Source organism: Nocardia barduliensis, assembly GCF_013315795.1.
In the GTDB taxonomy this organism is placed as follows: Bacteria; Actinomycetota; Actinomycetes; order Mycobacteriales; family Mycobacteriaceae; genus Nocardia; species Nocardia barduliensis.
The window spans coordinates 1-25,150 of record NZ_JABLTE010000029.1 but is presented as its reverse complement, the minus strand read 5'-3'; the positions used below and the strand labels follow the sequence as shown (position 1 = coordinate 25,150).

The following is a 25,150-nucleotide window of genomic DNA, read 5'->3' as shown; positions in this document are numbered from 1 at the left end:
TCCTCCTGCGCGGCCTCAGAGGGCGCCGGACTGCTTGAGTTCCAGGTATTCGTCCGCCAGGGCTTCCGGCAATCGATCCGGGGCCGCCGCCACGACCGCGATCCCGGTGCGGCGCAGCGATTCCTGCACCAGCGCCCGCTCGGCCAGCACGGATTCGGCCGCGGCCGCGGCGTAGAGGTCGGGCAGGGCAGCGCGCCGGACGGCGGCCGCGGCGACATCGGGATCGGTCACCGAGACGATGAGCACCCGGTGCCGCTGCGCGAGAACCGGCAGCACGGGCAACAGGTTCTCCTCGACCGCGGCGCCGTCCAGGCTGGTGAACCAGACGACCAGGCTGCGACGGCGGGTGCGCCGAATGGCCGCCCGCACCAGTCCGGAACTGTCGGTGTCGACCAGGGCCGGGGTGATGCCCGCCATGGCGTGCATCAGTTTCAGCTGCAACCCTTTCCCGCCGGTGCCACGGACCTCGGCGCGCGGCAGCCGGTCGAAGGCGAGCAGGTCGACCGAGTCACCGGCGGCGGCCGCCAGACCGCCGAGCAGCAGGGCCGCTTCGATACTCGCGTCCAAGCGTGTGCCGTCACCGACCCTCCCCGCGCTGACCCGTCCGGTGTCCAACAGCATCAGCATGTGGCGGTTGCGCTCCGGGCGCCAAGTGCGGACCAGGACGTCGGTGGCGCGGGCGGTGGCGCGCCAGTCGATGGCGCGCACGTCGTCCCCGGCGACGTACTCGCGGAAGGAGTCGAATTCGGTGCCCTGCCCGCGCAGGTCGGCCAAGTTGCGTCCGTCGAGATGTTGCAATCGTTTGACTTTCGACCGCAGCAGCCGTTCGGCACGAAACGCAGGCAGTGCGCGGATCCGTGCGGGCACGCTGCGCCTGGTCTGCCTGCCCGCCAGTCCGAGCGGGCCGAGCAGCCGCACCGTGACCTGCCCCGCGACCCGATCGCCGCGGTAGGTGGGCGTGAGGGTGGTGCGCAGCCGGACCTTGGTGCCCGGGGCGAGATCCAGCTGGTGCGCGCGATGTTCCGCGCGTGCGCTGTCGGGCCAGTCGTCCCACACCGTGCCCCGCAGCACCCTGGTTCCGGTGTTGACCGCGAGGAGTTCCACCTCGGCGCTGCGCCCGAGCCGCACGGTGGTCATGGGCTCACGGGAAAGCGTCAGGTCGCCCGCCCGCCCGGCCGCGAAGAGATCGATGAGCAGTCCGGTCGCCAGGACAGCCGTCAGCACCACAACGCCGAGCAGGGACGGCAGGACCAGGGTGACGAACAGGGCCGCCACCCCTGCCGCGGCGGCCAGCCGGCCGGTGACGACCATCGCCTACACCGGGACCGGAACCGACAGCAGCAGCGACGACAGCACGCCCTCGGTGGTCACGCCGTCCAGCTCCGCTTCCGGACGCAGGTGCAGACGGTGCCGCAGCACGGCGACCGCGACGGCTTTCACGTCGTCCGGGGTGACGAATCCGCGTCCGTTGAGCCAGGCGAACGCGCGCGAGGCCGCCATCAGCGCGGTCGCGCCACGGGTCGAGGCGCCGTGCTGCACGGCGGGCGAGGTGCGGGTGGCCCGGCACACGTCGACGGTGTAGGCGAGCACCTCGGGGCTGATCGTGGTCTGCGCGATCGCCGCGCGGGCAGCGGTGATGTGCTCGGGACCGGCCACGGGACGCAAGCCCGCGCCGGTCAGGTCGCGGGGATCGAAGCCAGCGGCGTGGCGTTGCAGAATGCGGAACTCGTCGTCGCGGCCGGGCAGGTGGATGTCCACCTTGAACAGGAACCGGTCCAGTTGCGCCTCCGGCAGCGGATAGGTGCCCTCCTGCTCGATCGGATTCTGGGTGGCGACCACGACGAACGGATCGGGCAGCGGCTGCGGCTTCCCGTCCACCGAGACCTGCCGCTCCTCCATCGATTCCAGCAGCGCCGACTGAGTTTTCGGCGGCGTCCGGTTGATCTCGTCGGCGAGCAGCAGGTTGGTGAACACCGGACCGTGCCGGAAGGTGAACTCCGCGGAGTGCGGATCGTAGATCTGCGAGCCGGTGACATCACCGGGCATCAGGTCCGGGGTGAACTGCACGCGCGCGTGGTCCAGGTCCAGCGCCGTGGCCAGCGCCCGCACCAGCAGCGTCTTGGCCACTCCCGGCACGCCTTCGAGCAGCACGTGGCCCCGGCACAGCAGGGCAAGCACCAGGTACATGACCGCGGAGTCGTTGCCGACCACCGCTTTGCCGATCTCGGCGCGCAGGGCGTGGAACGCGGCGCCCGCCTGCTCCGCCGTCGGGGTGGTGTCGGTGCTGGTCATTGCCTCTCCTGTGGTTCGCGGGAGTTCCCGCCCGCCGTGGGCCGGACATGGGTGGGGCGAGGGCGTCTCATCCGACCTCCGATTCGATCCATTCGAGCTGCGCGGCGACCACCTGGAGGCTCCCGGAATCCGGCACCGGGCCGAACAACGCGGCGCCGATCAGCGCGGGATCGGTTCCGATGCGCGCGGCGATCGCGGCGACGATCCGGTCCTGCGGCGTGTCCGCCGTGATGCCGAGGGGAGTGCGGACGCGGCGCAGCGTGGCCGCGCGCAGCTTGCCCGCGACGTGGTCGTGGTCCTTCGAACGGCGGTACAGGGCGGCCTGCCCGGCCAGCAGTTCGTTCGCCGCCACCTCGACCGGGCGCGGCTCGCGCACCAGAGCGCCGCGCCTGCGGGCCCGCCACCACACCACCAGCGCGGCGGCGATCAGGAACTGCACGCCGCCGTAGAAGACCGGCGCGGGCAGCCGATCCCAGATCGCGTCGTCGCCCGGCCCGAAGTTCGGGCCGCTCGGCGGAGGCACATCGGGCAGATCCGGTGGCGGTTGCGGCGGCGGGGTGGGCGCGGTCGGCGCACCACAGGATTGCAGGGCGCCGTAGAGCAGCAGCAGCAACGCGGCCGCCGCGGCGAGGATCGCCCAGAACCTGGGGCCGCGCAGCAGTTTCGGCAACGGTGGCAGCGCGCGCCTGGTGCGTGGCGCCTTCTCCACCGCCTCGATCTCGGTGGGTTCCGGTACCGGCGGCGGTGCGGACGCGGAGAACCGGTCGGCGTACTCCAGCCTGCGATATTCGTCCTCGGTGGCGCGGCGGCCGCCGTAGACCACCTCGTCGAAACTGTGCGCGGCGGGTTGGATCTCGGTGGCGACCTCGAGCGGCAGCGCGGTCGTCACGTCGTCGGCGGTTTCCCGCGCGGTACGCGATCGCCGGACCTCGAGCACGCCGCCCTGCTCCAGGCCGCGCAGCACGGCGCGGAATCGTTCCCGCAGGGCACGGTCGAAATCGCGGTGGCGCGCGGCCGCTTCGGCGGCGGCGCGGTGGTCGGCGGCGGCGCCGAGTCGTGGTGTGCCGGGCGCAGGCTCGCTCGTCGTGGCGAAACCCTTGCTCAGCGTCACCTCGACCGGACCTCGCGGCGGTTGGGGATCGCTCATCGCGCCTCCCGCCGGGGGACGTGAATGTCCAATCCCTCTCTGCGGCATCGGCGGTCGATATAGCAGACCACGCGCGACGAAGCCTCGACCACCTCGCCGAAGGCCGTGAGCAACAGCACCGCCGAGGTGGTCAGCACGATCACCGGCCACTTGTGCGTGCCGGAGAAGTCCGAGACGAACAGCGGAACGGCCAGCAGCGGGACCGCGAGCAGCCCGAACAGGGCCCTCTGGGCGATCCACAGCCCGGTGGCCGGCCACTCCGAGCCCTGCGCGAGCAGTTTCGCGCGGGCGACGCCGTCGCGGTGCGTGGCGCGCTCGACGAACAGCACCGGCACCGCGACCCAGCGGCGGGCGCGCAGCCAGCCCAGCCAGATCGCCGCGAGCGGAAGCGTCACGATCAGCACGCCGCCGACCGCGAGCACGCCCAAGCCAACCAGCGTGAACAACAGCTGGAACACCAGCAGCGGGCCGAACACGGCCCCGAACCGGCGCAGCGCCGTCGGCACGCCGATCGGTGCGCCGCCGACGGTCGCGACGCCCAGCGCCACGGTCGTGCCGCGAATCGCGAACCGCAGCAGCCACGCACAGCCCGCGGTCGACAAGATCGCCGCCCAGGCGGTGCCCGGGTCCGAGCCGTCGGTCAGCTCCGAGACGCCCGCGGTCACCGCGATCACCACGGCCTCGGCGATGAGCAAACCCGTCGCGCTCACCCCGGCCAGGGCGCGGATGTTCGCCTGGATCAGCGCGAACGGCACATCGAGCAGTTCACGGAAACTCAGCGGTCGGATCGGCACCGTCGTTCCAGGAGACCCCGGTACCGGATCTGTTCCCGCCCCGACGGCGCCGGCCGGTTCGGCGGCTGGCAGCACGGGCCGAGTCTAACCGTCAGCGCCGCAGCAGGCGGTCCACCACCTGCCGGTAGCGGGCCGGATCGATGGGTGGAAGGCCGAGCAGGGCGCGCAGATAGACCCCGTCGCCGACCAGCCGGATGATGTCGGCCCGGACCGGATCGGCGACCTCCTCGTCCAGCCCGTCCGACCACGTGTTCATCAGCTCGGCCAGCGCCTGCTGCACCTCGTCGGGCTCCGGGGTGGCGTCGATGGTGCGCATGGTCGCGAGCATGGACCGGTAGAGCTCGAGTTCGACCGCGTCCGCCGCGTTGCCGGGGTTCGGCGTCTGCAGGTACCACTCGGCGACCGAGTCGCCCTTCGCGACCGCGGCGTCCAGCTGTTTGCCCGCGCGGTCGGCCAGTCGGCGAACCAGGCCCGCGAGCAGCGCGTCCTTGCTCTTGAAGTGATAGAGCAGGCCGCCCTTGGAGACGCCCGCGGTGGCCGCGACGTTCTCCAGCGTCACCTGCGACATGCCTTTTTCCAGGAGCAAGGTCTCGAGCGCGTCCAGGATTCGGTCGCGGGTGTCTGCCGTCACCGCAGCGACTATACCGTCTGGACGGTAAGGTGAGTACTATACCGTCTGGACGGTAAGAAAATCCGACCGACGGAAGTCGAGAAGGCCATGACCACCGAGACCGCGCAGACCGACGCACCATCGCCCGCCACCCCACCCCGCGCTGGAGCTCGCGACTGGGCGGGCTTGTCGGTGCTCGCGCTCGCCCTGCTGCTGCTCGCCGTCGACGCGACGGTGCTGGACCTGGCCGTGCCCGCGATCAGCGCCGACCTCGCGCCCACCACGCCGCAGCTGCTGTGGATCATCGACGTCTACTCGTTCGTGCTGGCCGGGTTGCTCGTCGTCATGGGCAACCTGGGCGACCGGATCGGGCGGCGCAGACTGCTGCTGCTCGGCGCGGCCGGCTTCGGCGTCGCTTCCGCGTGCGCGGCCTGGTCGGTGACGCCGGAAATGCTGATCGCGGCGCGCGTGCTGCAGGGCGTCGCTGGAGCCACGCTGATGCCCGCCACGCTGGCCCTGATCAGGTCCATGTTCCTCGACCCGCGGCAGCGCACCGTGGCCATCGCGGTGTGGAGCGCGATGGCGGGGGGCAGCGCGGCGGCGGGACCGCTGCTGGGCGGCTGGCTGCTCGAGCATTTCTGGTGGGGTTCGGTGTTCCTGGTGAACCTGCCGGTCATGCTGGTGCTGATCGGGCTCGGGCCCGTGCTGATCCCGGAGTCGCGCGATCCGCGGCCCGGTCGCTTCGACCTGCCCAGCGCCGCGCTGTCGATGCTCGCGCTGGTGCCCGTGGTGTACGCGGTGAAGGAATGCGCCGCGCACGGCCCGGGGCCGCGACCGGTCCTGCTCGGCGCGCTCGGCGTGCTGGCGGGCGTGTGGTTCGTGCGCAGGCAGCGACGGCTCGCGCAGCCGATGCTCGATCTGGCGCTGTTCGCGCTGCCCAAGTTCCGTACCGCGGTGCTGACCAACCTGCTCGCGGTGTTCGCGCTGGCCGGTGTGCTGTTCTTCGGCTCGCAGTACCTACAGCTGGTGCTCGGACGCTCGCCGATGCAGGCGGGCTTGCTGCTGCTGCCGGGGCTGCTGGCCGGCATGATCGCCTCGCTCGGCGCGGCCTGGCTGCTGCGGCGGCTGCGGCCGGGCACGGTGCTCGGCGGCGCGCTGACCACGGCGGCGGTGGGCGCGACGCTGTTCGGATGGCTGAGTCCGGACGCGGCCACCAGCACGGCGCCGTTCGTGCTCGGCTTCCTGTTCATCGGTGCGGGCGTCGGGGTCGCGCTGACCGTGTCGTCGGACCTGGTGGTCGGCTCGGCGCCCGTGGAACGCGCGGGTGCGGCCGCCGCGGTGTCGGAGACCGCGTACGAGACCGGTATCGCGCTCGGCGTCGCGATACTCGGCAGTGTGGTCATGGCGATCTTCCGCAACGGCCTCGACCTGAGCCAGGTCCCGGGCGATCAGGCGGGCGCCGCCTCGGAATCCCTCGGCGCCGCCACGGCTTTCGCACAGGAACTGCCGGAGGCCGCCGGAACCGCGTTCCTCGCTTCGGTGCGGGATTCGTTCGTCTCCGGCATCCACTTCGCGGCGATCGGCACCACGTCGATTCTGTTGGTCGCTGCGGTCGTGGCGTTCCGGTTGCGCGGTGGCCGCGCGTGATCGCCGTGCCGGTGGCCGGGGCAGCCGCCGCGAGGGATCGGGCGCCCCGCCGGAGAACCTCATGCGGGGCGCGCGAGCCGGGTCGGTGTGAGGCGGCCGCGCAGGGTGACGGATTCGCCGACCTGCCAATGCCGGGCCTCGGCGTCGGCAGCCGCCGCGATGGTCGCGCCGGAGGCGAGCAACAGGCCCTCCTGCTTGGCGAGCTCGCACAGGCGGGCGGCCTCGTTGACCGCGTCGCCGATCACGGTGAACTCGTAACGTTGATGAGCGCCGACATTGCCCGCGACCACCCGCCCCGCCGCTACGCCGATGGCGGCCACGAAATCGCCGCCCGCGGCGTCGAGGCGGGCGCGGATCGCGCGGGCGGTGGCCAGCGCCGCACCCGCCGCGTCGGACAGGCGCGCGGGCGTACCGAAGACGGCGAGGGCTGCGTCGCCCTCGAACTTGTTGACCAGCCCGCCGTGGCGCTCCACCTCGTCCACCACGATGCCGAAGAACCGGTTCAGGATGGCGACCATCTCCGGCGCCGGGATGGTCGCGGCCATCGTGGTCGAGCCGACGATGTCGATGAACAACGCCGCCGCGTCGGTCTCCACGCCGCCGAGCGCCGCGTCGCCGGCCAGCGCCGCCGCCGCGACCTCTCGCCCCACATGCCTGCCGAACAGGTCCCTGATCTGCTCGCGCTCGCGCAGCCCTTCCACCATGTGGTTGAAACCGCTCTGCAACTCACCCAATTCGGTGCCGTCGTAGACGGCCAGCGCGACATCGAGGTCGCCCTCCTCCACCTGACGCATCGCGCGGCGCACGCCGAGGATCGGGGCCACCGTGGCGGCCAAGGTCTGCGTCATCAGCAGCAGACCGAAAATCAACGTCGCGCCGCCGAGGGACAGCACGCAGACCGCGAGCCGGGCCTTGGTCACGTCGTCCATCACCAGCGCCGACACCGCGAGCACCATCATCCCGGCTACCGGGACGCCCGAGCCGACCATCCACCCCACCAGCGAGCGCCCGAAGACGCCGATGCCGCGCCTGCGGCCGGAAGCAGCCGCTTCCAGCACCCGGGCGGTGACGGGCCGCAGGGCGAACTCGATGATCAGATAGCTGTTCGCGCACACCACGATGGCGCTGATCGCGATGCCGAAAGCCACCTTCGGAATCAGCCGCGGTTCGGCCAGGCCGTAGAACGTGGTCAACAGGACGAGTCCACCGAACCACAGCAGCGCTTGGTCGCGCACCAGCCTGCGCGGGATCTCCGTGGCCGCGGCCTGCTCCTGCTCGGTCGGCACGCGTTCCGGATCGGTGGCCCACCGCAGCGCGCGCAGTCCGCGGGCCGTGCCCCACCACAGCCCGATCAGCAGCGCGCAGGTCGCGTAGAGCGGCGCGGCGAGCACGTCGAGCAGCAGCAGATCGCGGGTGAACACCGACGGTCCCGGCAACACGAAGCCGACCAGGACGATCGAGACGACCATGCCCGTCAGATTTCCCAGCAGGGTGGGCACGGTGATCAACAACTGGACGCGGATGCGCCGCATCCCCGACGACTCCTCGGCCGACCCGAGCAGTCGCGACCCCCACGGCGCCGCGGCGAGCGTCACCTCCCTGTGTTGCATGGGTGCAGCGTAGGCCGCCAAACGCCGCACCGCCGCAGGTCGACTTCGCATCGAGCCGCCCCGGCGCCCGCAGCGGAGCCGTGTTCGCGGTCGGCGATAGGCAGCCGCTCAGCGCCCCGGTGGCAGTTCGCGGCGGTCGGACCCGGGCAGTTCGGGGTGGTGGGCAGTGGGCAGTTCGTCCCGGCGGGCGCCGGTGGGCAGGCCGTAGCCCGCCGCGCCGGTCGGCGGGAGGGAGGAGTAGCGCGGGGTGTGCGGCGCGGTATATGGGGCGTCGACCACGGTGGAGGCGATGTGCTGGGCGTGCGCGATCTCCGGCGCGCCTGGCTGCGGCTGATAGGCGACGGCCTGCGGCGCGTGCCCGTCGACGGTGACCTTGCGCGTACGGCGCAGCGTGAAGGTGATCTCCTCGACCTCCTCGAACGCCTGCCGCGCGGTGCGCAGCGGATGCGTCGCGGTGTCGATCGCGTTGGCCACGAACGACGGGACCAGCGGCCGGATGAAACGCGCCGCGGTGTCGGTGAACGGCACCGTGCCGATCAGCGGCAACTCGAGACCGCCCCCGCTGTGCGGCGCCGCCGGTGTGGCGGCGGGCGAGCTCACGGTCACGGGGGCGGGTAGGTTCGGCGTCACCTCGTGTGGCATGGCGCTGTCCTTTCGATCGTCCGCCGCGGCGGGAAGTTCGGTGCGGCGCGGCGGTTCGGTGATACCGATCTCGATGCCGCCGATGGCCGCGATGATGCGAGTGCGCTGCCGCTCCCGGTCGATGGCCGTATCCGCCTCGACGGCGAGGCGGGCGGCGGTGAGCTGCTGCTCGGCGCGCAGGGTCTCGGCCTCGGCGCGCACCTCGGCCTGCTTGACCGCGATGGCCGCGTCGGCCGAGCGCTCGGCGCGATCGTGCACGGTGCGCGCCGCGTTGTGCCGGTCGAACGACGTCTCCCCACGCCACCAGCGCAGCACCAGTGGCAGCAGGGCGAGTGCGACGAACGCCACGATGGTGAGAACGCGCAGCGGCAGCGCCTCGCGCACGGTGTAGTCGTTCATCGCCTGCCAGCGCGCGCCGAGGCCGCGGTCGGCATCGTCGAAGGCGGCGGCACGCGCGGCCGTCAGCGCGTCCTGGCCGGCGTCGATCCGGCGGTCGGCGGCGTCCACCCGGCCCTGCGCGGTGGCGAGATGCCTGCGGGCGTCGTCGAGCATGGCGTTGGCCGTCTGCGCCTCCGGCCCGCGGCCGGGCACGCCGGTGATCCTGGTCCGCGGGCACTCCGGGGTCGGGTTGAATTCGCAGCGGGCGATCACCAAGGCGTGATCGATGTCGTTCTGGGCCATGCCGATCGCCTGTTCGAGCACGGCCCGGTCGGCTTTCGCCCGGTCCAGTTCCGCCTGCGCCGCGACGACCCGCGGCGCCGAATCGAGCGAGCGTTGCGCCTGCTCGTCCAGCAGCCGATCGACGGACCCGCTGAACAGCACGACCGCCGCGAGTTCGGCGATCAACCCACCGGCCAGCACGGCGAGCGCGACGCGGCCGATCAGCCCGAGCCGGTCGGGCCCACCGCTCGGCCGCGCCGTCGCAAGCGCCCTGGCGAGTGCGCCGGTCAGCGCCGCGACCACGATTCCGACCGCCACCGCGGCAGGCCACGGCCAGGCGGACTGTGCGGCGAGGGCGCCGACCACGCCGGAGATCGTCGCGGACAACAGCACGACGGCGCCCGTGACGGCGTATCCGGCGCGTTCGTGACGATCGGTGATCCCGCCGTTACGGCCTCCGCCGAGCCAGGTGAACAAGCCGGTGACGGTCATCGGAATGCACATCCTCCACGTCCCAGGCGCTTTTCACGGGCGCGACGAAACTGTCACGGATTCGTTGTGACAGCGTGACAGGCCGCCCGGCCCGGCAGCGAGCAGAGACGGCTCGATGTGTCCAGGCTCACAGGGCCGCCGCGGTCGCGCCCGACGCGACGGGCGGACGGGCCTACGCTGGCGCGGTGATTCGTTTCGGTGCGAACGATTCGAGGAGGTTTCGGCGTGCGTGGATTCGTGTTGGCGCTCCTCGTGGCGGCGTTGCCGATGTGGCCGGTTAGCGCGAGCGCGTCCCCGGCCGACGGGTCGTTGGACCGGCTGGTCGCACTGGTGGTCGAGCGCTTGGACACCGCCGACGCCGTGGCCGCGGCGAAGTGGGCGGCCGCGGGCGAGCACGGCATCGAGCCCGCCATCGACGACCCGGTCAGGGAGGCCGAGGTCTACGACGCGATGGCGCGTCTCGGCAGCGGTCGTGACCTGCCGGAGAACTGGGTGCGGCAGGTTTTCCTCGGCCAGATCGAGGCGCACAAGACGGTGCAGCGGGGCCTGATGCTGCGGTGGCGGTTCGACCCGGCGGCCGCGCCCACCGCACCGGCGGGGCTCGCGTCCGTGCGCCCGGTGATCGACCGGGTGAACGTCGAGATCCTCGACCAGTTGGCCGGCCGACGAGCGGAGCTGTCCGCGCCGGATTGCGCGGAACGATTGGCGCGCAGCGTGTTCGGCGTGTTCACCGCCGGTCGCGGCGACCCACTGCACCGAGCGGCGCTGGTGCGGGCAGCTGTGTCGCTCTGCCCGGCGTAGGCCCGGTCCGGCCCGTCGGCCGCAGGGTGGCGGACAGATGTGTCCAACACCACTTCCCGAGATTTGCTGAGAATGTGCTGAACGACACATCGGACAAAAGAGGCCGGACGGTCGGATCACATTCATGGCTTGTCACGCCCGTGTCGGAAATATCTCACGCACCCTTTCGCCGAGTTAGCCGCTGCCGCTTGGTTTGCCGGGAAGCGAACGGGGGAAATCCATCTCGACGCAGGTGAGGGCGGTTTACCGGCCTGGTGAGGAAGGTCTCGGTGCGGTGTCGCGCGTCGGTTTTCCCAGCTGGCACCGGGTGCCACGGGGATCGATCGCACGGCACTCGCTGCTTTACACTGGACAACGCGCACACGTGGAGGACCGAATGCAGAAGCCCAGCTAAACCTGGTTATTAGCGCAACCTAAGTTGGCCGGGCCCTGGACCTGACTTATCGTTTGCTCTTACGCCGAACACAGAACGTTCGGCTACCTCGCCCGCTCGGGCAGCCCCTAGCCAGGTGCTCAGCGTAGCGGGCGGGCACCCGCTCGGAGGTAAGGATCTTGTTAGGGATCCGTTACCGAAGGGCACCCACTACGTCACAGAAGCGGGTGGAGACAACTGCAGACCTGACTGCACGCCGAAGACCATCAGCGCGGCTGGCTTCGGAACGTACGGGCGCAGTCTTTGTACGGAGGCGTTCGACGAAAGGCCGTTTTTTCTTCGAAGGCCGACTTTCTTGAAGGCAGAGGCATGACGCAACTTCCTGGCCACCGGTCACCTGGACCCATCGGGCTCTACGACCCGGCGAACGAGCACGACGCCTGCGGCGTCGCGTTCGTCGTCGACATGCACGGCCGCCGCAGCCGCGACATCGTCGACAAGGCTATTACGGCTCTGTTGAACCTGGAGCACCGTGGCGCCGCGGGCGCCGAGCCCAACAGCGGTGACGGCGCCGGCATCCTGATCCAGGTTCCGGACCGCTTCTTCCGCGCCATCGTGGACTTCGAGTTGCCGCCGGAGGGTTCTTACGCCACCGGCATCGCCTTCCTTCCGCAGGCCCGCCGCGAAGCCGCGCGCGCGGCCTACGGCGTGGAGAAGATCGTCAAGGAAGAGGGCCTCGAGGTCCTGGGCTGGCGCGAGGTGCCGATCGACGAGTCGTCGCTCGGCGCGCTGGCGCGCGACGCCATGCCGACCTTCCGGCAGATCTTCATCGCCTCCCCGAAGAACGCTTCCGATCCGCTGTCGGAGATGGATCTGGAGCGTCGCGCCTACGTGGTGCGCAAGCGGGTCGAGCGCGAGCTGGGGTCGGCCGGTGCGGGTGAGGGCGCGGTCGGCAGGGAGTCGGTCTACTTCCCGAGCCTGTCCGGGCAGACCTTCGTCTACAAGGGCATGTTCACTACGCCGCAGCTGCGCGCGTTCTACCTGGACCTGCAGGACTCCCGGGTGGAAAGCGCGCTGGGCATCGTGCACTCCCGCTTCTCCACCAACACCTTCCCCTCCTGGCCGCTGGCGCACCCGTTCCGCCGGGTGGCGCACAACGGTGAGATCAACACCGTCACCGGCAACGAGAACTGGATGCGCGCTCGCGAGGCGCTGCTGCGCAGCGACGTCTTCGGCGTCGACTCCGCGGGCAAGAACCGGCTGGAGAAGATCTTCCCCGTCTGTACCCCGGGGGCGAGCGACACCGCCCGGTTCGACGAGGTGCTGGAACTGCTGCACCTCGGCGGCCGCAGCTTGCCCCACGCCGTGCTGATGATGATTCCCGAGGCCTGGGAACGCAACGAGACCATGGACCCGCGGCAGCGGGCCTTCTACGAGTACCACTCGATGCTGATGGAGCCGTGGGACGGCCCCGCGTCGGTGTGCTTCACCGACGGCACCGTCGTCGGCGCCGTGCTCGACCGGAACGGCCTGCGGCCCAGCCGCATCTGGGTGACCGACGACGGCCTGGTCGTGATGGCCTCCGAGGTCGGCGTGCTGGACATCGACCCGTCCAAGGTGGTCAAGAAGGCGCGTCTGCAGCCGGGCCGCATGTTCCTGGTGGACACCGCCCAGGGCCGCATCGTCGGCGACGACGAGGTCAAGTCCCAGCTCGCCGCGGAGCAGCCGTACCAGGAGTGGCTGGACGCGGGTGTCTCCCGCCTCGCCGACCTGCCCGACCGCCCGCACGTGCACATGTCGCACGACCGCGTGCTGATCCGTCAGCAGATCTTCGGATACACCACCGAGGAACTCAACCTGCTGATCTCGCCGATGGCCAAGACCGGCGGCGAAGCGCTCGGCTCGATGGGCACCGACACCCCGATCGCGGTGCTGTCGGCCCGTCCGCGCCTGCTGTTCGACTACTTCTCCCAGCTGTTCGCGCAGGTCACCAACCCGCCGCTGGACGCGATCCGGGAAGAGGTGGTCACCAGCCTCAAGCGCAACATCGGTCCCGAGGCCGACCTGCTGCACCCGGGCCCGGAGTCCTGCAACATGATCGCGCTCGAGCAGCCGATCCTGGACAACGACGAGCTGGCCAAGCTCGTGCACATCAACGACGACGGATCCCACCCCGAGCTGCGCTCGGTGGTCGTGCGCGGCCTGTACCCGGTGAAGAAGGGCGGCAAGGGCCTGCGCAAGGCGCTGGAGGCGATCAACACCCAGGTTTCGGCCGCCATCGACGGCGGCGCGCGGATCATCGTGCTGTCCGACCGCGAGTCCAACGAGAAGCTGGCGCCGATCCCGTCGCTGCTGCTCACCTCCTCGGTGCACCACCACCTGGTGCGCGAGCGCACCCGCACCATGGTCGGCCTGGTCGTGGAGGCCGGTGACGCCCGCGAGGTGCACCACATGGCCACCCTGGTCGGCTTCGGCGCCGCCGCGATCAACCCCTACATGGCCTTCGAGACCATCGAGGACATGCTCGAGCGCGGCGCGCTCGAGATGCCGGGCAGCACCGGCGACCTGGCCGCCGACTACCGCAAGGCGGTCGCGAACTACAACAAGGCCGCGGGCAAGGGCGTGCTGAAGGTGATGTCCAAGATGGGCATCTCCACCTTGGCCTCCTACAACGGCGCCCAGCTCTTCCAGGTGATCGGCCTGTCGCAGGATCTGGTGGACGAGTACTTCACCGGCCTGCGCTCGCACCTGGACGGCATCGGCTTGGACGAGATCGCCGAGGACGTCGCGCAGCGGCACCGGATCGCGTTCCTGGAGAACCGCAACGAGCGCGCGCACCGCGAGCTCGAGGTCGGCGGTGAGTACCAGTGGCGGCGCGAGGGCGAATACCACCTGTTCAACCCGGACACGGTGTTCAAGCTGCAGCACGCCACCCGGTCCGGCCAGTACTCGATCTTCAAGGAGTACACCAAGCTGGTCGACGACCAGTCCGAGCGGCTGGCCTCGCTGCGCGGTCTGTTCAAGTTCAAGCACCGGGCGCGCAACCCGATCCCGATCGAGGAGGTCGAGTCGGCCGCGGAGATCGTGAAGCGGTTCTCCACCGGCGCGATGAGCTACGGCTCCATCTCGGCCGAGGCGCACGAGACCCTGGCGATCGCGATGAACCGGCTCGGCGGCCGGTCGAACTCGGGTGAGGGCGGCGAGTCCCCGGCGCGCTTCGAGCCGGAGGAGAACGGCGACTGGCGGCGCAGCGCGATCAAGCAGGTGGCCTCCGGGCGCTTCGGCGTGACCGCGCATTACCTGACCAACTGCACCGACATCCAGATCAAGATGGCCCAGGGCGCGAAGCCCGGTGAGGGCGGTCAGCTTCCGGCGCACAAGGTGTACCCGTGGGTCGCCGAGGTGCGGCACTCGACGCCGGGCGTCGGCCTGATCTCGCCGCCGCCGCACCACGACATCTACTCGATCGAGGATCTGGCGCAGCTGATCCACGACCTGAAGAACGCCAACCCGCAGGCGCGCATCCACGTCAAGCTGGTCGCCGAGCCCGGCGTCGGCACCGTCGCGGCGGGCGTCTCCAAGGCGCACGCCGACGTCGTGCTGATCTCCGGTCACGACGGCGGCACCGGCGCCTCGCCGTTGACCTCGCTCAAGCACGCGGGCGGTCCCTGGGAGCTCGGCCTGGCCGAGACCCAGCAGACGCTGCTGCTCAACGGGTTGCGCGACCGCATCGTCGTACAGGTCGACGGCCAGATGAAGACCGGCCGCGACGTGATGATCGCCGCGCTGCTCGGCGCCGAGGAGTACGGTTTCGCCACCGCTCCGCTGGTGGTCTCGGGCTGCATCATGATGCGCGTGTGCCACCTGGACACCTGCCCGGTCGGCGTCGCGACGCAGAACCCGGTGCTGCGCGAGCGCTTCACCGGCAAGCCGGAATTCGTCGAGAACTTCTTCCTGTTCATCGCCGAGGAGGTCAGGGAGCTGCTGGCCCAGCTGGGCTTCCGCACGCTGGACGAGGCCATCGGCCGGGTCGACCTGCTCGACACCTCGCGGGCCAAGCAGCACTGGAAGGCCAGCAAGCTCGACCTGTCCCCGATCCTGGACGACGTCGAGACGGCGTTCATGTACCAGGACCGCCGCTGCACCAAGTCCCAGGACCACGGCCTGGACAAGGCGCTGGACCAGCAGCTGATCGTGCAGAGCAGGGACGCGCTGGAGCGGGGTCAGGCGGTGAAGTTCGAGACCAAGATCACGAACGTGAACCGCACCGTCGGCACCATGCTCGGCCACGAGGTGACCAAGCTCTACGGCGGCGCCGGCCTGCCCGACGACACCATCGACATCACCTTCACCGGGTCGGCGGGCAACAGCTTCGGCGCCTTCGTACCCGCGGGCATCACGCTGCGCGTGCAGGGTGACGCGAACGACTATGTCGGCAAGGGTCTTTCCGGCGGACGGCTCGTGGTGCGCCCGTCGCTGGACGCGCCCGGCGAGTTCGTCGCCGAGCAGAACATCATCGCGGGCAACGTGATCCTGTTCGGCGCCACCAGCGGCCAGGTGTTCCTCAGCGGTGTGGTCGGCGAGCGGTTCGCCGTTCGCAACTCCGGCGCCACCGCGGTGGTCGAGGGCGTGGGCGACCACGGTTGCGAGTACATGACCGGTGGCCGGGTGGTCATCCTCGGCGAGACCGGGCGCAACTTCGGCGCCGGTATGTCCGGCGGTGTGGCGTTCGTCTTCGACCCGAACGGCACCTTCGCCTCGCGGCTCAACCCCGAACAGGCCGACGCCGTCGAGCAGCTGGCCGGTGACGACTTCACCTGGCTGCACGACATCATCACCCAGCACCGTGACCAGACGGGTTCCCCGGTCGCCGATCGCATCCTGAGCGATTGGTCGCAGCAGGTGAACCACTTCGTGAAGGTCATGCCGCGCGAATACAAGAAGGTTTTGCTCGCCATCTCCGAAGCTGAGAAGAGCGGCAAGGACGTGGACGAGGCGATTATGGAGGCCGCACGTGGCTGACCCCCAGGGTTTTCTGAAGCACACCGCACGGGAACTGCCCAAGCGGCGGCCGGTGCCGCTGCGCCTGATGGACTGGAAAGAGGTCTACGAGGAGAACTTCTCCCACGAGACCTTGCGCACCCAGGCCAGCCGGTGCATGGACTGCGGTATCCCGTTCTGCCACAACGGCTGTCCGCTGGGGAACCTGATTCCCGAGTGGAACGACCTGGTCTACAAGGACCGCTGGCGGGAAGGCATCGACCGGCTGCACGCGACCAACAACTTCCCGGAGTTCACCGGCCGGTTGTGCCCCGCGCCGTGCGAGGCGTCCTGCGTGCTCGGCATCAACCAGGATCCGGTCACGATCAAGCAGGTCGAGGTCGAGATCATCGAGAACGCCTTCGACGAGGGCTGGGTGACCCCGGTCTACCCGACCCGCCTCACCGGCAAGAAGATCGCCGTCGTGGGCTCCGGCCCGGCCGGCCTGGCCGCGGCGCAGCAGCTGACCCGCGCCGGGCACACCGTGACCGTGTTCGAGCGGGCCGACCGCATCGGCGGCCTGCTGCGCTACGGCATCCCGGAATTCAAGATGGAGAAGCGCTTCATCGACCGCCGCCTGGCGCAGATGGAGGCCGAAGGCACCATCTTCAAGACCGGCGTGAACGTGGGCGTCGACATCACGGCCGAGCAGTTGCGCGAGCAGTTCGACGCGATCGTGCTCGCCGGTGGCGCCACCCTGGCGCGTGACCTGCCCATCCCGGGTCGCGACCTGGACGGCATCCACCAGGCGATGGAGTTCCTGCCCTGGGCCAACCGGGTGCAGCACGGCGACGACGTCACCGACGAGGAGGGGCTGCCGCCCATCCACGCCAAGGGCAAGAAGGTCGTCATCATCGGCGGTGGCGACACCGGCGCGGACTGCTTGGGCACCTCGCACCGGCAGGGCGCGGCCAGCGTGCACCAGTTCGAGATCATGCCGCGTCCGCCCGAAGAGCGGGCCGACTCGACCCCGTGGCCGACCTACCCACTGATGTACCGGGTTTCCTCGGCGCACGAGGAGGGCGGCGAACGGGTGTTCTCGGTGAACACCGAGCGCTTCGTCGGCGCGGACGGCAAGGTGACCGGCCTGGACGCGCACGAGGTCAAGATGGTCAACGGCCGCTTCGAGAAGGTCGAGGGCACCGACTTCACCCTCGAAGCCGACTTGGTGCTGCTGGCCATGGGCTTCGTCGGTCCCGAGAAGCCCGGCCTGCTCACCGATCTCGGCGTCGGTTACGACCAGCGCGGCAACGTGCAGCGCGACAAGAACTGGGCGACCAACGTCCCCGGCGTCTTCGTCGCGGGTGACATGGGCCGCGGCCAATCGCTCATCGTCTGGGCCATCGCCGAGGGCCGCGCCGCGGCCGCGGGCGTCGACCGGTACCTGGAAGGCGAGACCGCGCTTCCGGCGCCGATCACGCCCACCATGGTGGCTCAGCGCTAGATCCCCTCTCTTACCGGAGCGGAAACGAAGGCGCCTGTGGACAACTCGTCCACAGGCGCCTTCTTCGCGATCGATGGGCTCTCCGGACCACAGATCAGCGGGTGCGGCAACGGGAATCCGACACACTACGGCGTTCGAATGGCATTGCGGCGTTCGTGGCTCTATTGTGATCTCCGGCGTGCTGCTGATCTTGGGCTGCGGTTGTCGAGTGCACGTCATACCGGTCGGGCGACTTTTGTTCACCCGGCGTGCACTGGAACGACATCCGATGAGTTCAGCATTGACGCGGCAACTCGGCGGGAAGTTCGACGAGGGCGAGGTTTGGAGCGGTATGCAGTGGAAGAAGGTCGTCGCGGCTCTGGGCGCATCCGCGACCGTGATGTCCGGCTTGGTTTTCGGTAGTGGGTCGGCGAACGCCGCTCCCGGATGCCCAAGCCTGTACGTGGTGGCGATCCCGGGCACTTGGGAAACCGGCCGGGACAAAACCCCGCAGCCCGGCATGCTCGCCGGCGTCACCCGGGGCCTGCCCGCTTCCGCGGAAGTGGACTATGTGACCTATGCCGCGACCGCCTTCCCCTGGGAGGGCGAGGTTTACGGCAACTCCAAGAAGGAGGCCGTCGACAACGCGCGCGGCTTGATCGCGAGCATGGCGCAGCAGTGCGGCGCGACCAAGATCGCGCTGATCGGCTACAGCCAGGGCGCGGACGCCGCGGGCGACCTCGCCGCCGAGATCGGCACCGGTCTCAGTGTCGTACCTGCCGATCGGATCTCCGGTGTCGGCCTGATCTCCGATCCCCGCCGGTCGCCCACCGACATCCAGATCGGCCCGGCCGCTCCCGGCGCGGGCGCGGGCGGCCCCCGGGTCGGCGGCTTCGGCTGGGTCAGCGACCGCACCCGCACCATCTGCGCGCTCGACGACCTCTACTGCGCGACGGCGACCGACGACTTCGTCACGCGGTTCGCCGGGTTCCTCGCCCAGGCGTCGGACGCCAACCCCGCCAACATGTGGCGCTACCAGATCGAGGCGGGCAACATCATCGGCGACCTGATGACCTCCGGCGGCGTTCCGGTCTTGCAGGCGCAGCTGACCGACTCCGCCAACCAGCAGCGGGCCAAGGACCTGGAGCGCTTCTACAAGTCGCAGGCGCACACCCTGTACGGCAGCTACCCGGTGGGCGGCGGCCAGACCGCCATCTCCTGGATGCACAACTGGATCGCGGGCATGGCCTGAGCCACCGCCCAAGCCAAGAGGCCCACCTCCGAATAATCGGAGGTGGGCCTTTTCGTTGTGGCGGAACGGCTAGCTGGAGCCGGTCGGCGGCAGGACATGCTTGAACTTGAACTGCTGCTGCGGGCCATCTCGCCACGGGCGGTCGTCCGGCCCACGGCCCGGGCCGTCATGCCGTTCGTGGTGGCGTTCGAAATGACGGGGCCGTTCGTTGATGTCGGCACCCTGCTGCGGTGCGTCCACCACCTGGACCTCCGCCTGATCGGCGGGGGTCTCGGCGGACGCGGTCGCCACGAGGGCAGCGAGCGGGACGGCGATCAACGCCCCGGCCACGGCCACCCGGGTGAGACGCCGCAGCGGCGTGACGGTTTTGGAGAGCGACACGGAATTCCTTTCTCTCGAACCGTGAGCCACTGTTCGCAGTGGCCCACCGGTCCCATCGAAGATTCCGTCACTGGGACAGCGGTGCGACGCTCCTGGCAATCGGCTGTGAATCTCAGCGCGTACCGATATTGCGCGGCAACAGGTCCCAGACGTGGCCGTTCTCGTTGACCGTGGCAGCGGTACGCCGTCCGGTGCGGGAGAACAGGATTCGGGTGATCGAGCAGTAGTCGATGGGAAAGGTCAGTGGCCGCTCCAAGCCGAGTACCTCTTGCAACAGCACGTTGACCACACCGCCGTGCGCGAACGCCACCACCGTGTCGGCCGGATCGGTGGCCGCGACGATATCGGCGACGGCGGCGTGCACCCTGGCTTTGAACGACTCGCCGTCGATCTGTACCGGGAGATGCCCCGCCTTGATCCGGTCATAGGCGTCGCGGAACTCGACCTTGGCATCCTCGATCGGGATGTAAGCGGGCAGATCGCGGTCGTATTCGGCGAGATCGTCGACGATCTCGACGCCGAGGCCGAGCTTCGCGGCGGTCGGCGCCGCCGTTTCCCGGGCCCGTCGCTGCGGGCTGCTCACCACCCGGGAAACCCGATGATGACCGAGCGCCGCGGGCACCCGCTCGGCTTGCTCCAACCCCACCGGGGCCAACTCCGGATCGGCGGGCCCGGCCGAGCTGAGCACCCGGACCGGCTGAGCATGGCGAACGAGAATCAACTGCACCCGCCCTACTCTGCCGCATGGTCCTGACCTGTCCGATCCGGCCCCATGGAGCTACGACCGGCACACTCGAGGTGACATACTCGGAGCATGACCGTCGAGCCGTTTCCGCAGTGGCTGCGCCCGCCGCCGGGCGGGTTCGTCGCCGAGGATCTCGATCGCCTGCCCGACCTTCCCCCGCACACCGAGCTGATCGACGGGAGTCTTGTCTTCGTGAGTCCGCAGGCGCAGTTCCATATGCTGGTCATCACGCTGCTCGACTCCGCTCTTCGCCGCCTCGCTCCGTCGCAATGGCGGGTGAGACGGGAGATGACCGTGACTCTCGGGCGGGATCAGCGCCCGGAACCGGACATCATCGTGATCCACGCCGAAAGCGTCGGCGGCCCTGGGCTGACGACGTACCAGGCCGAGGACGTCGTCTTGGCAGCCGAGGTGGTATCCGCCGAATCGCGTACGCGTGATCGGGAGCGCAAACCGCAGCTGTACGCCCGCGCGGGCATCGCTCACTTCTGGCGGGTCGAGAACGTAGACGGCCGCCCGGTTGTCTACGTCTACGAACTGGACCCGGCGACGAACGCTTACGCGCTCACCGGGATTCATCACGATCGCCTGAAGCTGACCGTGCCGTTCGATATAGACATCGACCTCACCGAGATCGATCGGCTTTAGATCCGGTCGCTCGGCTCGATCGGTCGAGTACTTCGGCGGAACCGCGAAAACTCGGCGGATCGCTCGGCCGCGGCCGGGCGCGTCGGCTTCCCTTTTCCGGCTCGCACGGCGCTGTATACAACGGGAAACGACGGCCCGGTTCGCGGCATGTGAACGGGCCGTCGACGTCCGCCGCTACTGGCTCTTCTTGCGCTTGGTCAGCAGGTAGATGCCGCCGATGATCAGGGCGACCACCAGCAGGCAGCAGATCGCGCCGATGATCAACCCGCCCTTGCTGCTCTTCTTCTTCTTGGCGGCCAAGTCGAGCGCGGAGTTCCAGGTGTCCGGGCTGGCCCACACGGTGTGGTCCAGCAGGCTCGCGTTCGTCAGCAGGTCAAGGTACATAACCAACCCCTTAAGGTGTATCGGCCTCCTCCCGGAGCCGAATCTCCAAGGGTAGCCGTCCGATTAGCTCGATGAGAACTGTTCCGTTCGAAGGCCCGGTCAGCGGGGTTTCACCAAAGGGAACGGCAAAGTCTCGCGAATGCTGCGCCCAGTGATCAGCATGACGATCCGGTCCACACCCATTCCGAGTCCGCCCGTAGGCGGCATCGCGTGCTCGAGCGCCTGCAGGAAGTCCTCGTCGAGTTCCATCGCCTCCGGGTCGCCGTTGGCCGCGAGCAACGACTGCTCGGTGAGTCGGCGCCGCTGCTCCACCGGGTCGGTGAGTTCGCTGTAGGCCGTGCCGAGTTCGACACCCCAGGCGACCAGGTCCCAGCGCTCGGTCACGCCGGGAATTCTGCGATGCTGCCTGGTCAGCGGCGACACCGAGGTCGGGAAGTCGATGTAGAACGTCGGCTCCTCGGTGCGGGACTCGACCAGGTGCTCGTACATCTCCAGCACCACCTGGCCCGCGTCCCAGCCGTGCTGGTAAGGCACCTCGGCCTTCTCGCACAGTTCGCGCAGCTCCTCGACGCCGGTCTCCGGGGTGATCTCCGCGCCGACCGCCTCCGACACCGCGCCGTGCACCGTCCGCACCCGCCACTCGCCGGAGATGTCCACCTCGTCGAACGACCCGTTTCCGTTGGGCCGCAACGCCACCATCGCGCCGTTGGCCGCGATCGCGGCGTTCTGGATCAGCCTGCGGCAGGTGTGCATCATGCGCTCGTAGTCGCTGTGCGCCTCGTATGCCTCGAGAATGGTGAACTCGGGGTTGTGGCTGAAGTCGACGCCCTCGTTGCGGAAGGTCCGCCCGATCTCGAACACCTTCTCCATCCCGCCGACACACAGCCGCTTCAGGTACAGCTCCGGCGCGATCCGCAGGTACAGGTCGAGGTCGTAGGCGTTGATATGGGTGACGAACGGCGTCGCGTTGGCGCCACCGTGCACCTGTTGCAGGATCGGCGTCTCGACCTCGAGATAACCCAGGGAGTTCAGCGAGTCCCGCAGCGAGCGCACCACCGCGCTGCGCTTGGCCAGCACCTCGCGAGCCTCCGGGTTGATCGCCATGTCGACGTAGCGCTGCCGCACCCTGGCCTCGGGGTCGGCCAGCCCTTTCCACTTGTCCGGCAGCGGGTGCAGGCACTTGCCGAGCATCCGCCAGTCCGCCGCGAGCAGCGAGAGCTCACCACGCCTGCTGGCGCCGATCTGTCCGCTCACCTCGATCAGGTCGCCGAGATCGAAGAACTCGCCGAACTCGGCGCTGCGCTGCGCGCCGACCCGGTCGCGATCGATGACCAGCTGGATGTCGTCGGTCCAGTCGCGGACCACCGCGAAGATCACCCCGCCGTAGTCGCGGATGCGCAGCAGCCGGCCGCAGACCCGGACCGTGGTGCCGCGCGGGGAACGCCGCGCGTCGGCGACGGTATGCGTCGGCGGATAGGCGACCGGGTAGGGATCGATGCCGGAGTCGGCGAGGCGCGCCAGTTTGTCCATACGCACGCGCACCTGCTCGGGTCGGCGCGGCAGTTGCTGCTCGCCTTCGATCTCGATGATGTCGGGCGGGCTGCCGTCGGCGTGCAGGCCCGCCACGGTCGCGGGCACGGCGGTGTGCACGCCGGTGTGCGTCGCGGTGCCCGGCTCCTTGCCGATCCGCGGCAGAAAGCCTTCCGCCAGCGCGCTGGCCACCGCGACGCGCGGCAACTGCCTGCGCTCCTCGAACAGGAAGAACCGGGGCGCCCAGTGCGGTTGGTACTTCACGTTCGAGCGATACAGCGCCTCGAGCTGCCACCAGCGCGAGAAGAACAGCAGCACGCCGCGCCACAAACGCAGCACGGGACCGGCCCCGATCCGGCCGCCCTCCTCGAATACCGAACGGAACACGGCGAAGTTCAACGACACCTTGGTGATGCCGTACAGCTCGGAGTTCAGCGCGAGCTGAGAGATCATCAGCTCCATCACGCCGTTGGGACCGCCGGGATCGCGGCGCATCAGCTCCAGCGAGACGCCGGTGCGCCCCCACGGGACCAGCGACAGCATGCCGAGCACCCGGCCCTGCGGGTTGACCGCTTCGACCAGCACGCAGTCCCCGTCCAGCGCATCGCCCAATCGGCCCAGCGCCATGGAGAACCCGCGCTCGGTCTCGGTGTCGCGCCAGGTGTCGGCGCGGGCGATGATCCGGGTGAACTCTTCGGCGGGGATATCGCGGTGCCTGCGAATGCGGACCGTGACCCCGTGCTTGCGCAGCCGATTGGCGGCCTGGCGCACCGGTTTCATCTCCGGCCCCGCCAGCGAGAAGTTCCTGGTGTCCAGGATGGCTTCGTCGCCGAGGCGCAGCGCGGACAGGCCCGCGCGCCGGTAGGCCGTCGCACCGAGCTCGCTCGCGCCCATCACCGCGGGCGCCCAGCCGAACCGGTCGGCCTGCCGCAGCCAGGCATCGATCGCCTGCGGCCATGCCTCCCGGATACCGATCGGGTCACCGCTGGCCAGACTGACACCCAGCTCCACCCGATACGTCACCGCGGCCTTGCCGCTGGGCGCGAACACCACCGCCTTGTCCCGGCGGGTGGCGAAGTAGCCGAGCGAGTCCTCCACGTCCGAGCGCTCCAGCAATCCGCGGATCGCCGACTCGTCGGTCCCGGTCATGGCGTTCGCCGCCCGCTGCGAGCGCAGCAGAACGACCACCGCGGCCAAGAGCGCGACCGCGCCGAACAGACCGAGCAGGAAATTGACCAGCGGCGGCGGATGCCCGTCGAAGTGCTCGTTGTCCGCCAGCACCGCCGCGGTCACCCGGTAGACCGCCCAGGCCGGTCGCTGCACGCCGTGCGGCAGGCTGCCTGGGAACAGTTCCACCAGTCCCCAGCCGACCAGCGCGCCGATCGCCAGACCACCGGCCAGCACACCGAGCGCTTTCCACCCCGCGCCGCGGCGCACCCTGGTGTAGAACTCGGGCCATGCCGCGATGAGCACGCCGATCGCGGCCAGATGCAGCACCATGGCCACCAGCGCGTGGATACTGCCCCGCTCGGCGAAGGTGACGCCGTTGACCACGGCGTAGATCGCGAGATAGCCGATCAGCAACCACCAGGCGATTCGCTTCCGGCTGGCGATCGCGCCCGCCGTCAGGCCGACGACCAGTGCCCACATCAGGTTCGTGTCCGGCGCGTCGAAGTAATAGGTGTCGATATAGCGGCGCGGTACGTGGGTCAGGAAACGCAGTCCGGGCGAAAGGCTCCAGAGGAAGCACAGCACCGCGAATACACCGAGCACCGATCCCGCGATATGCGGCACTTCCGAAAGCCGTCCGTGACCCCGGTGGGGAACCGGCGGAGTCGGTTTATCCGCGGGTGGTGCGGTGTCTCGATGTTGCTGGGCTTGCGTGGAGGTCACGGAACCAGTGTGTACGTAGGTGTGTCGGATTTGCCAAGCCTGCGGTGCGCGTGTTTGTGCGGTGTTTGTCCGGCCGGGAGTTCCGCACGGCGGGTTCGTCGGCGGGTGGAGCCGAAGGCGTACTTTCGTGATTCTGCGCTGACCTGGGCCGAGAGGCCGACGGCGGCGGCGGGAATTCGATGTGCGCCGCGGACGAAACGGATTTCCGCGCGATGGCAGAAGGTCAGTTCGCGTTGCTCGATGATCGCTGGTGGCACGGGGTGGTGTTCGGCGAGTTCGGATGGGGCTGTAAGTATTTATCTCATGTCGGAACCAGTCGAAGTACCGATCGATGAGGACGTTATTCGGCTCGGCCAGTTTCTGAAGCTGGCCAACCTGATCGAATCCGGTTCGGAGGCGAAAACGGTGATCGCCGCCGGGTTGGTGCGGGTGAACGACGAAGTCGAGCTGCGGCGCGGACGACAACTGCACGTCGGTGACGTGGTCGCCCTGGCCGGTCACAAGGTCATCGTGTCCGCCTGACCCACCCCCGAGCAGGCGGCGGCCGAAACGTTCCGGGCCCGCCGCCGAACGGGCTCAGTCCTCGGCGCGGACGACGATGCCGTCGTGGTCGCTGTAGAGCATGTCGCCGGGCACGAAAGTGACCCCGCCGAACTCCACCGGCACGTCGCGGTCGCCGCTGCCGGTCTGGGTGCTCTTGCGCGGATTGGTACCCAGCGCCTTGATGCCGATGTCCAGGGTGCGCAAGATGGCGGAGTCACGGACCGCGCCGTTGACGACCACGCC

The 25,150-nt window shown here is 69.6% G+C and carries 19 protein-coding genes; 7 read left to right on the top strand and 12 right to left on the bottom strand.

Annotation, left to right across the window (positions count from 1 at the left end; genetic code table 11):
* Positions 1 to 15: 15 nt before the first annotated feature.
* The 5 genes from HOV91_RS14775 to HOV91_RS14755 all read right to left on the bottom strand — a co-directional run bounded on the left by HOV91_RS14775 (position 16) and on the right by HOV91_RS14755 (position 4,864).
* Positions 16 to 1,311, bottom strand: a complete 1,296-nt coding sequence (locus HOV91_RS14775) for a DUF58 domain-containing protein (protein WP_174185954.1) — start codon at positions 1,309 to 1,311, stop codon at positions 16 to 18.
* 3 nt (positions 1,312 to 1,314) lie between these two features.
* On the bottom strand, positions 1,315 to 2,292 hold the full coding sequence (locus HOV91_RS14770; RefSeq protein WP_174185953.1) for an AAA family ATPase: 978 nt from the start codon (positions 2,290 to 2,292) through the stop codon (positions 1,315 to 1,317).
* Positions 2,293 to 2,359: 67 nt separating this feature from the next.
* Positions 2,360 to 3,439 carry a DUF4129 domain-containing protein gene (locus HOV91_RS14765; RefSeq protein WP_174185952.1) on the bottom strand — a complete coding sequence of 360 codons (1,080 nt, stop codon included), beginning with the start codon at positions 3,437 to 3,439 and terminating at the stop codon, positions 2,360 to 2,362.
* Complete coding sequence (locus tag HOV91_RS14760) at positions 3,436 to 4,308, bottom strand: hypothetical protein (RefSeq protein WP_312884617.1); 873 nt, start codon at positions 4,306 to 4,308, stop codon at positions 3,436 to 3,438. The genes HOV91_RS14765 and HOV91_RS14760 overlap by 4 nt, the downstream gene beginning before the upstream one ends.
* A 16-nt stretch (positions 4,309 to 4,324) precedes the next feature.
* Positions 4,325 to 4,864: a TetR/AcrR family transcriptional regulator gene (locus HOV91_RS14755; RefSeq protein ID WP_174185951.1), complete on the bottom strand. Its 540-nt coding sequence runs from the start codon at positions 4,862 to 4,864 to the stop codon at positions 4,325 to 4,327.
* A gap of 87 nt (positions 4,865 to 4,951) precedes the next feature.
* On the opposite strand from HOV91_RS14755, the gene HOV91_RS14750 reads away from it, so the two are divergent.
* Entirely contained in the window at positions 4,952 to 6,490 is a 1,539-nt protein-coding gene (locus tag HOV91_RS14750) for an MFS transporter (RefSeq protein ID WP_174185950.1), read from the top strand.
* 59 nt (positions 6,491 to 6,549) lie between these two features.
* On the opposite strand, the gene HOV91_RS14745 is transcribed toward HOV91_RS14750, so the two are convergent.
* Positions 6,550 to 8,100, bottom strand: a complete 1,551-nt coding sequence (locus HOV91_RS14745; protein ID WP_174185949.1) for an adenylate/guanylate cyclase domain-containing protein — start codon at positions 8,098 to 8,100, stop codon at positions 6,550 to 6,552.
* A gap of 108 nt (positions 8,101 to 8,208) precedes the next feature.
* Complete coding sequence (locus tag HOV91_RS14740; protein ID WP_174185948.1) at positions 8,209 to 9,894, bottom strand: DUF4407 domain-containing protein; 1,686 nt, start codon at positions 9,892 to 9,894, stop codon at positions 8,209 to 8,211.
* Between the two features lie 225 nt (positions 9,895 to 10,119).
* On the opposite strand from HOV91_RS14740, the gene HOV91_RS14735 reads away from it, so the two are divergent.
* The 4 genes from HOV91_RS14735 (at position 10,120) to HOV91_RS14720 (ending at position 18,783) form a co-directional block, all read left to right on the top strand.
* On the top strand, positions 10,120 to 10,695 hold the full coding sequence (locus HOV91_RS14735; protein WP_174185947.1) for a chorismate mutase: 576 nt from the start codon (positions 10,120 to 10,122) through the stop codon (positions 10,693 to 10,695).
* Positions 10,696 to 11,437: 742 nt separating this feature from the next.
* Positions 11,438 to 16,090 (top strand): glutamate synthase large subunit, encoded by a 4,653-nt coding sequence (gltB, locus tag HOV91_RS14730; RefSeq protein ID WP_174185946.1) that lies wholly within the window; start codon positions 11,438 to 11,440, stop codon positions 16,088 to 16,090.
* Complete coding sequence (locus tag HOV91_RS14725; RefSeq protein WP_174185945.1) at positions 16,083 to 17,552, top strand: glutamate synthase subunit beta; 1,470 nt, start codon at positions 16,083 to 16,085, stop codon at positions 17,550 to 17,552. Before gltB ends, HOV91_RS14725 begins: the two co-directional genes overlap by 8 nt.
* A 331-nt stretch (positions 17,553 to 17,883) precedes the next feature.
* Complete coding sequence (locus HOV91_RS14720; RefSeq protein ID WP_174185984.1) at positions 17,884 to 18,783, top strand: cutinase family protein; 900 nt, start codon at positions 17,884 to 17,886, stop codon at positions 18,781 to 18,783.
* Positions 18,784 to 18,852: 69 nt separating this feature from the next.
* On the opposite strand, the gene HOV91_RS14715 is transcribed toward HOV91_RS14720, so the two are convergent.
* Both HOV91_RS14715 and HOV91_RS14710 read right to left on the bottom strand, forming a co-directional pair.
* Positions 18,853 to 19,164 (bottom strand): hypothetical protein, encoded by a 312-nt coding sequence (locus tag HOV91_RS14715; RefSeq protein ID WP_174185944.1) that lies wholly within the window; start codon positions 19,162 to 19,164, stop codon positions 18,853 to 18,855.
* Between the two features lie 112 nt (positions 19,165 to 19,276).
* On the bottom strand, positions 19,277 to 19,891 hold the full coding sequence (locus tag HOV91_RS14710; RefSeq protein ID WP_174185943.1) for a histidine phosphatase family protein: 615 nt from the start codon (positions 19,889 to 19,891) through the stop codon (positions 19,277 to 19,279).
* An 87-nt stretch (positions 19,892 to 19,978) separates the two neighbouring features.
* On the opposite strand from HOV91_RS14710, the gene HOV91_RS14705 reads away from it, so the two are divergent.
* On the top strand, positions 19,979 to 20,557 hold the full coding sequence (locus HOV91_RS14705) for a Uma2 family endonuclease (protein WP_174185942.1): 579 nt from the start codon (positions 19,979 to 19,981) through the stop codon (positions 20,555 to 20,557).
* Positions 20,558 to 20,731: 174 nt separating this feature from the next.
* Here the strand turns inward: HOV91_RS14705 and HOV91_RS14700 are convergent, their stop codons facing one another.
* Together HOV91_RS14700 and lysX are read right to left on the bottom strand one after the other, a co-directional pair.
* The gene (locus HOV91_RS14700; RefSeq protein WP_043717604.1) at positions 20,732 to 20,941 is read right to left on the bottom strand and encodes a hypothetical protein; all 210 of its coding nucleotides are present in this window, start codon (positions 20,939 to 20,941) and stop codon (positions 20,732 to 20,734) included.
* 99 nt (positions 20,942 to 21,040) lie between these two features.
* On the bottom strand, positions 21,041 to 24,364 hold the full coding sequence (gene lysX, locus HOV91_RS14695; protein WP_174185941.1) for a bifunctional lysylphosphatidylglycerol synthetase/lysine--tRNA ligase LysX: 3,324 nt from the start codon (positions 24,362 to 24,364) through the stop codon (positions 21,041 to 21,043).
* Positions 24,365 to 24,667: 303 nt separating this feature from the next.
* Here lysX and HOV91_RS14690 point away from each other — a divergent pair, with 303 nt between their 5' ends.
* Positions 24,668 to 24,886, top strand: a complete 219-nt coding sequence (locus HOV91_RS14690; protein ID WP_174185940.1) for an RNA-binding S4 domain-containing protein — start codon at positions 24,668 to 24,670, stop codon at positions 24,884 to 24,886.
* Between the two features lie 54 nt (positions 24,887 to 24,940).
* On the opposite strand, the gene HOV91_RS14685 is transcribed toward HOV91_RS14690, so the two are convergent.
* A partial coding sequence (locus tag HOV91_RS14685) for an RraA family protein (protein ID WP_498072314.1) occupies positions 24,941 to 25,150 on the bottom strand: 210 nt, incomplete at its 5' end.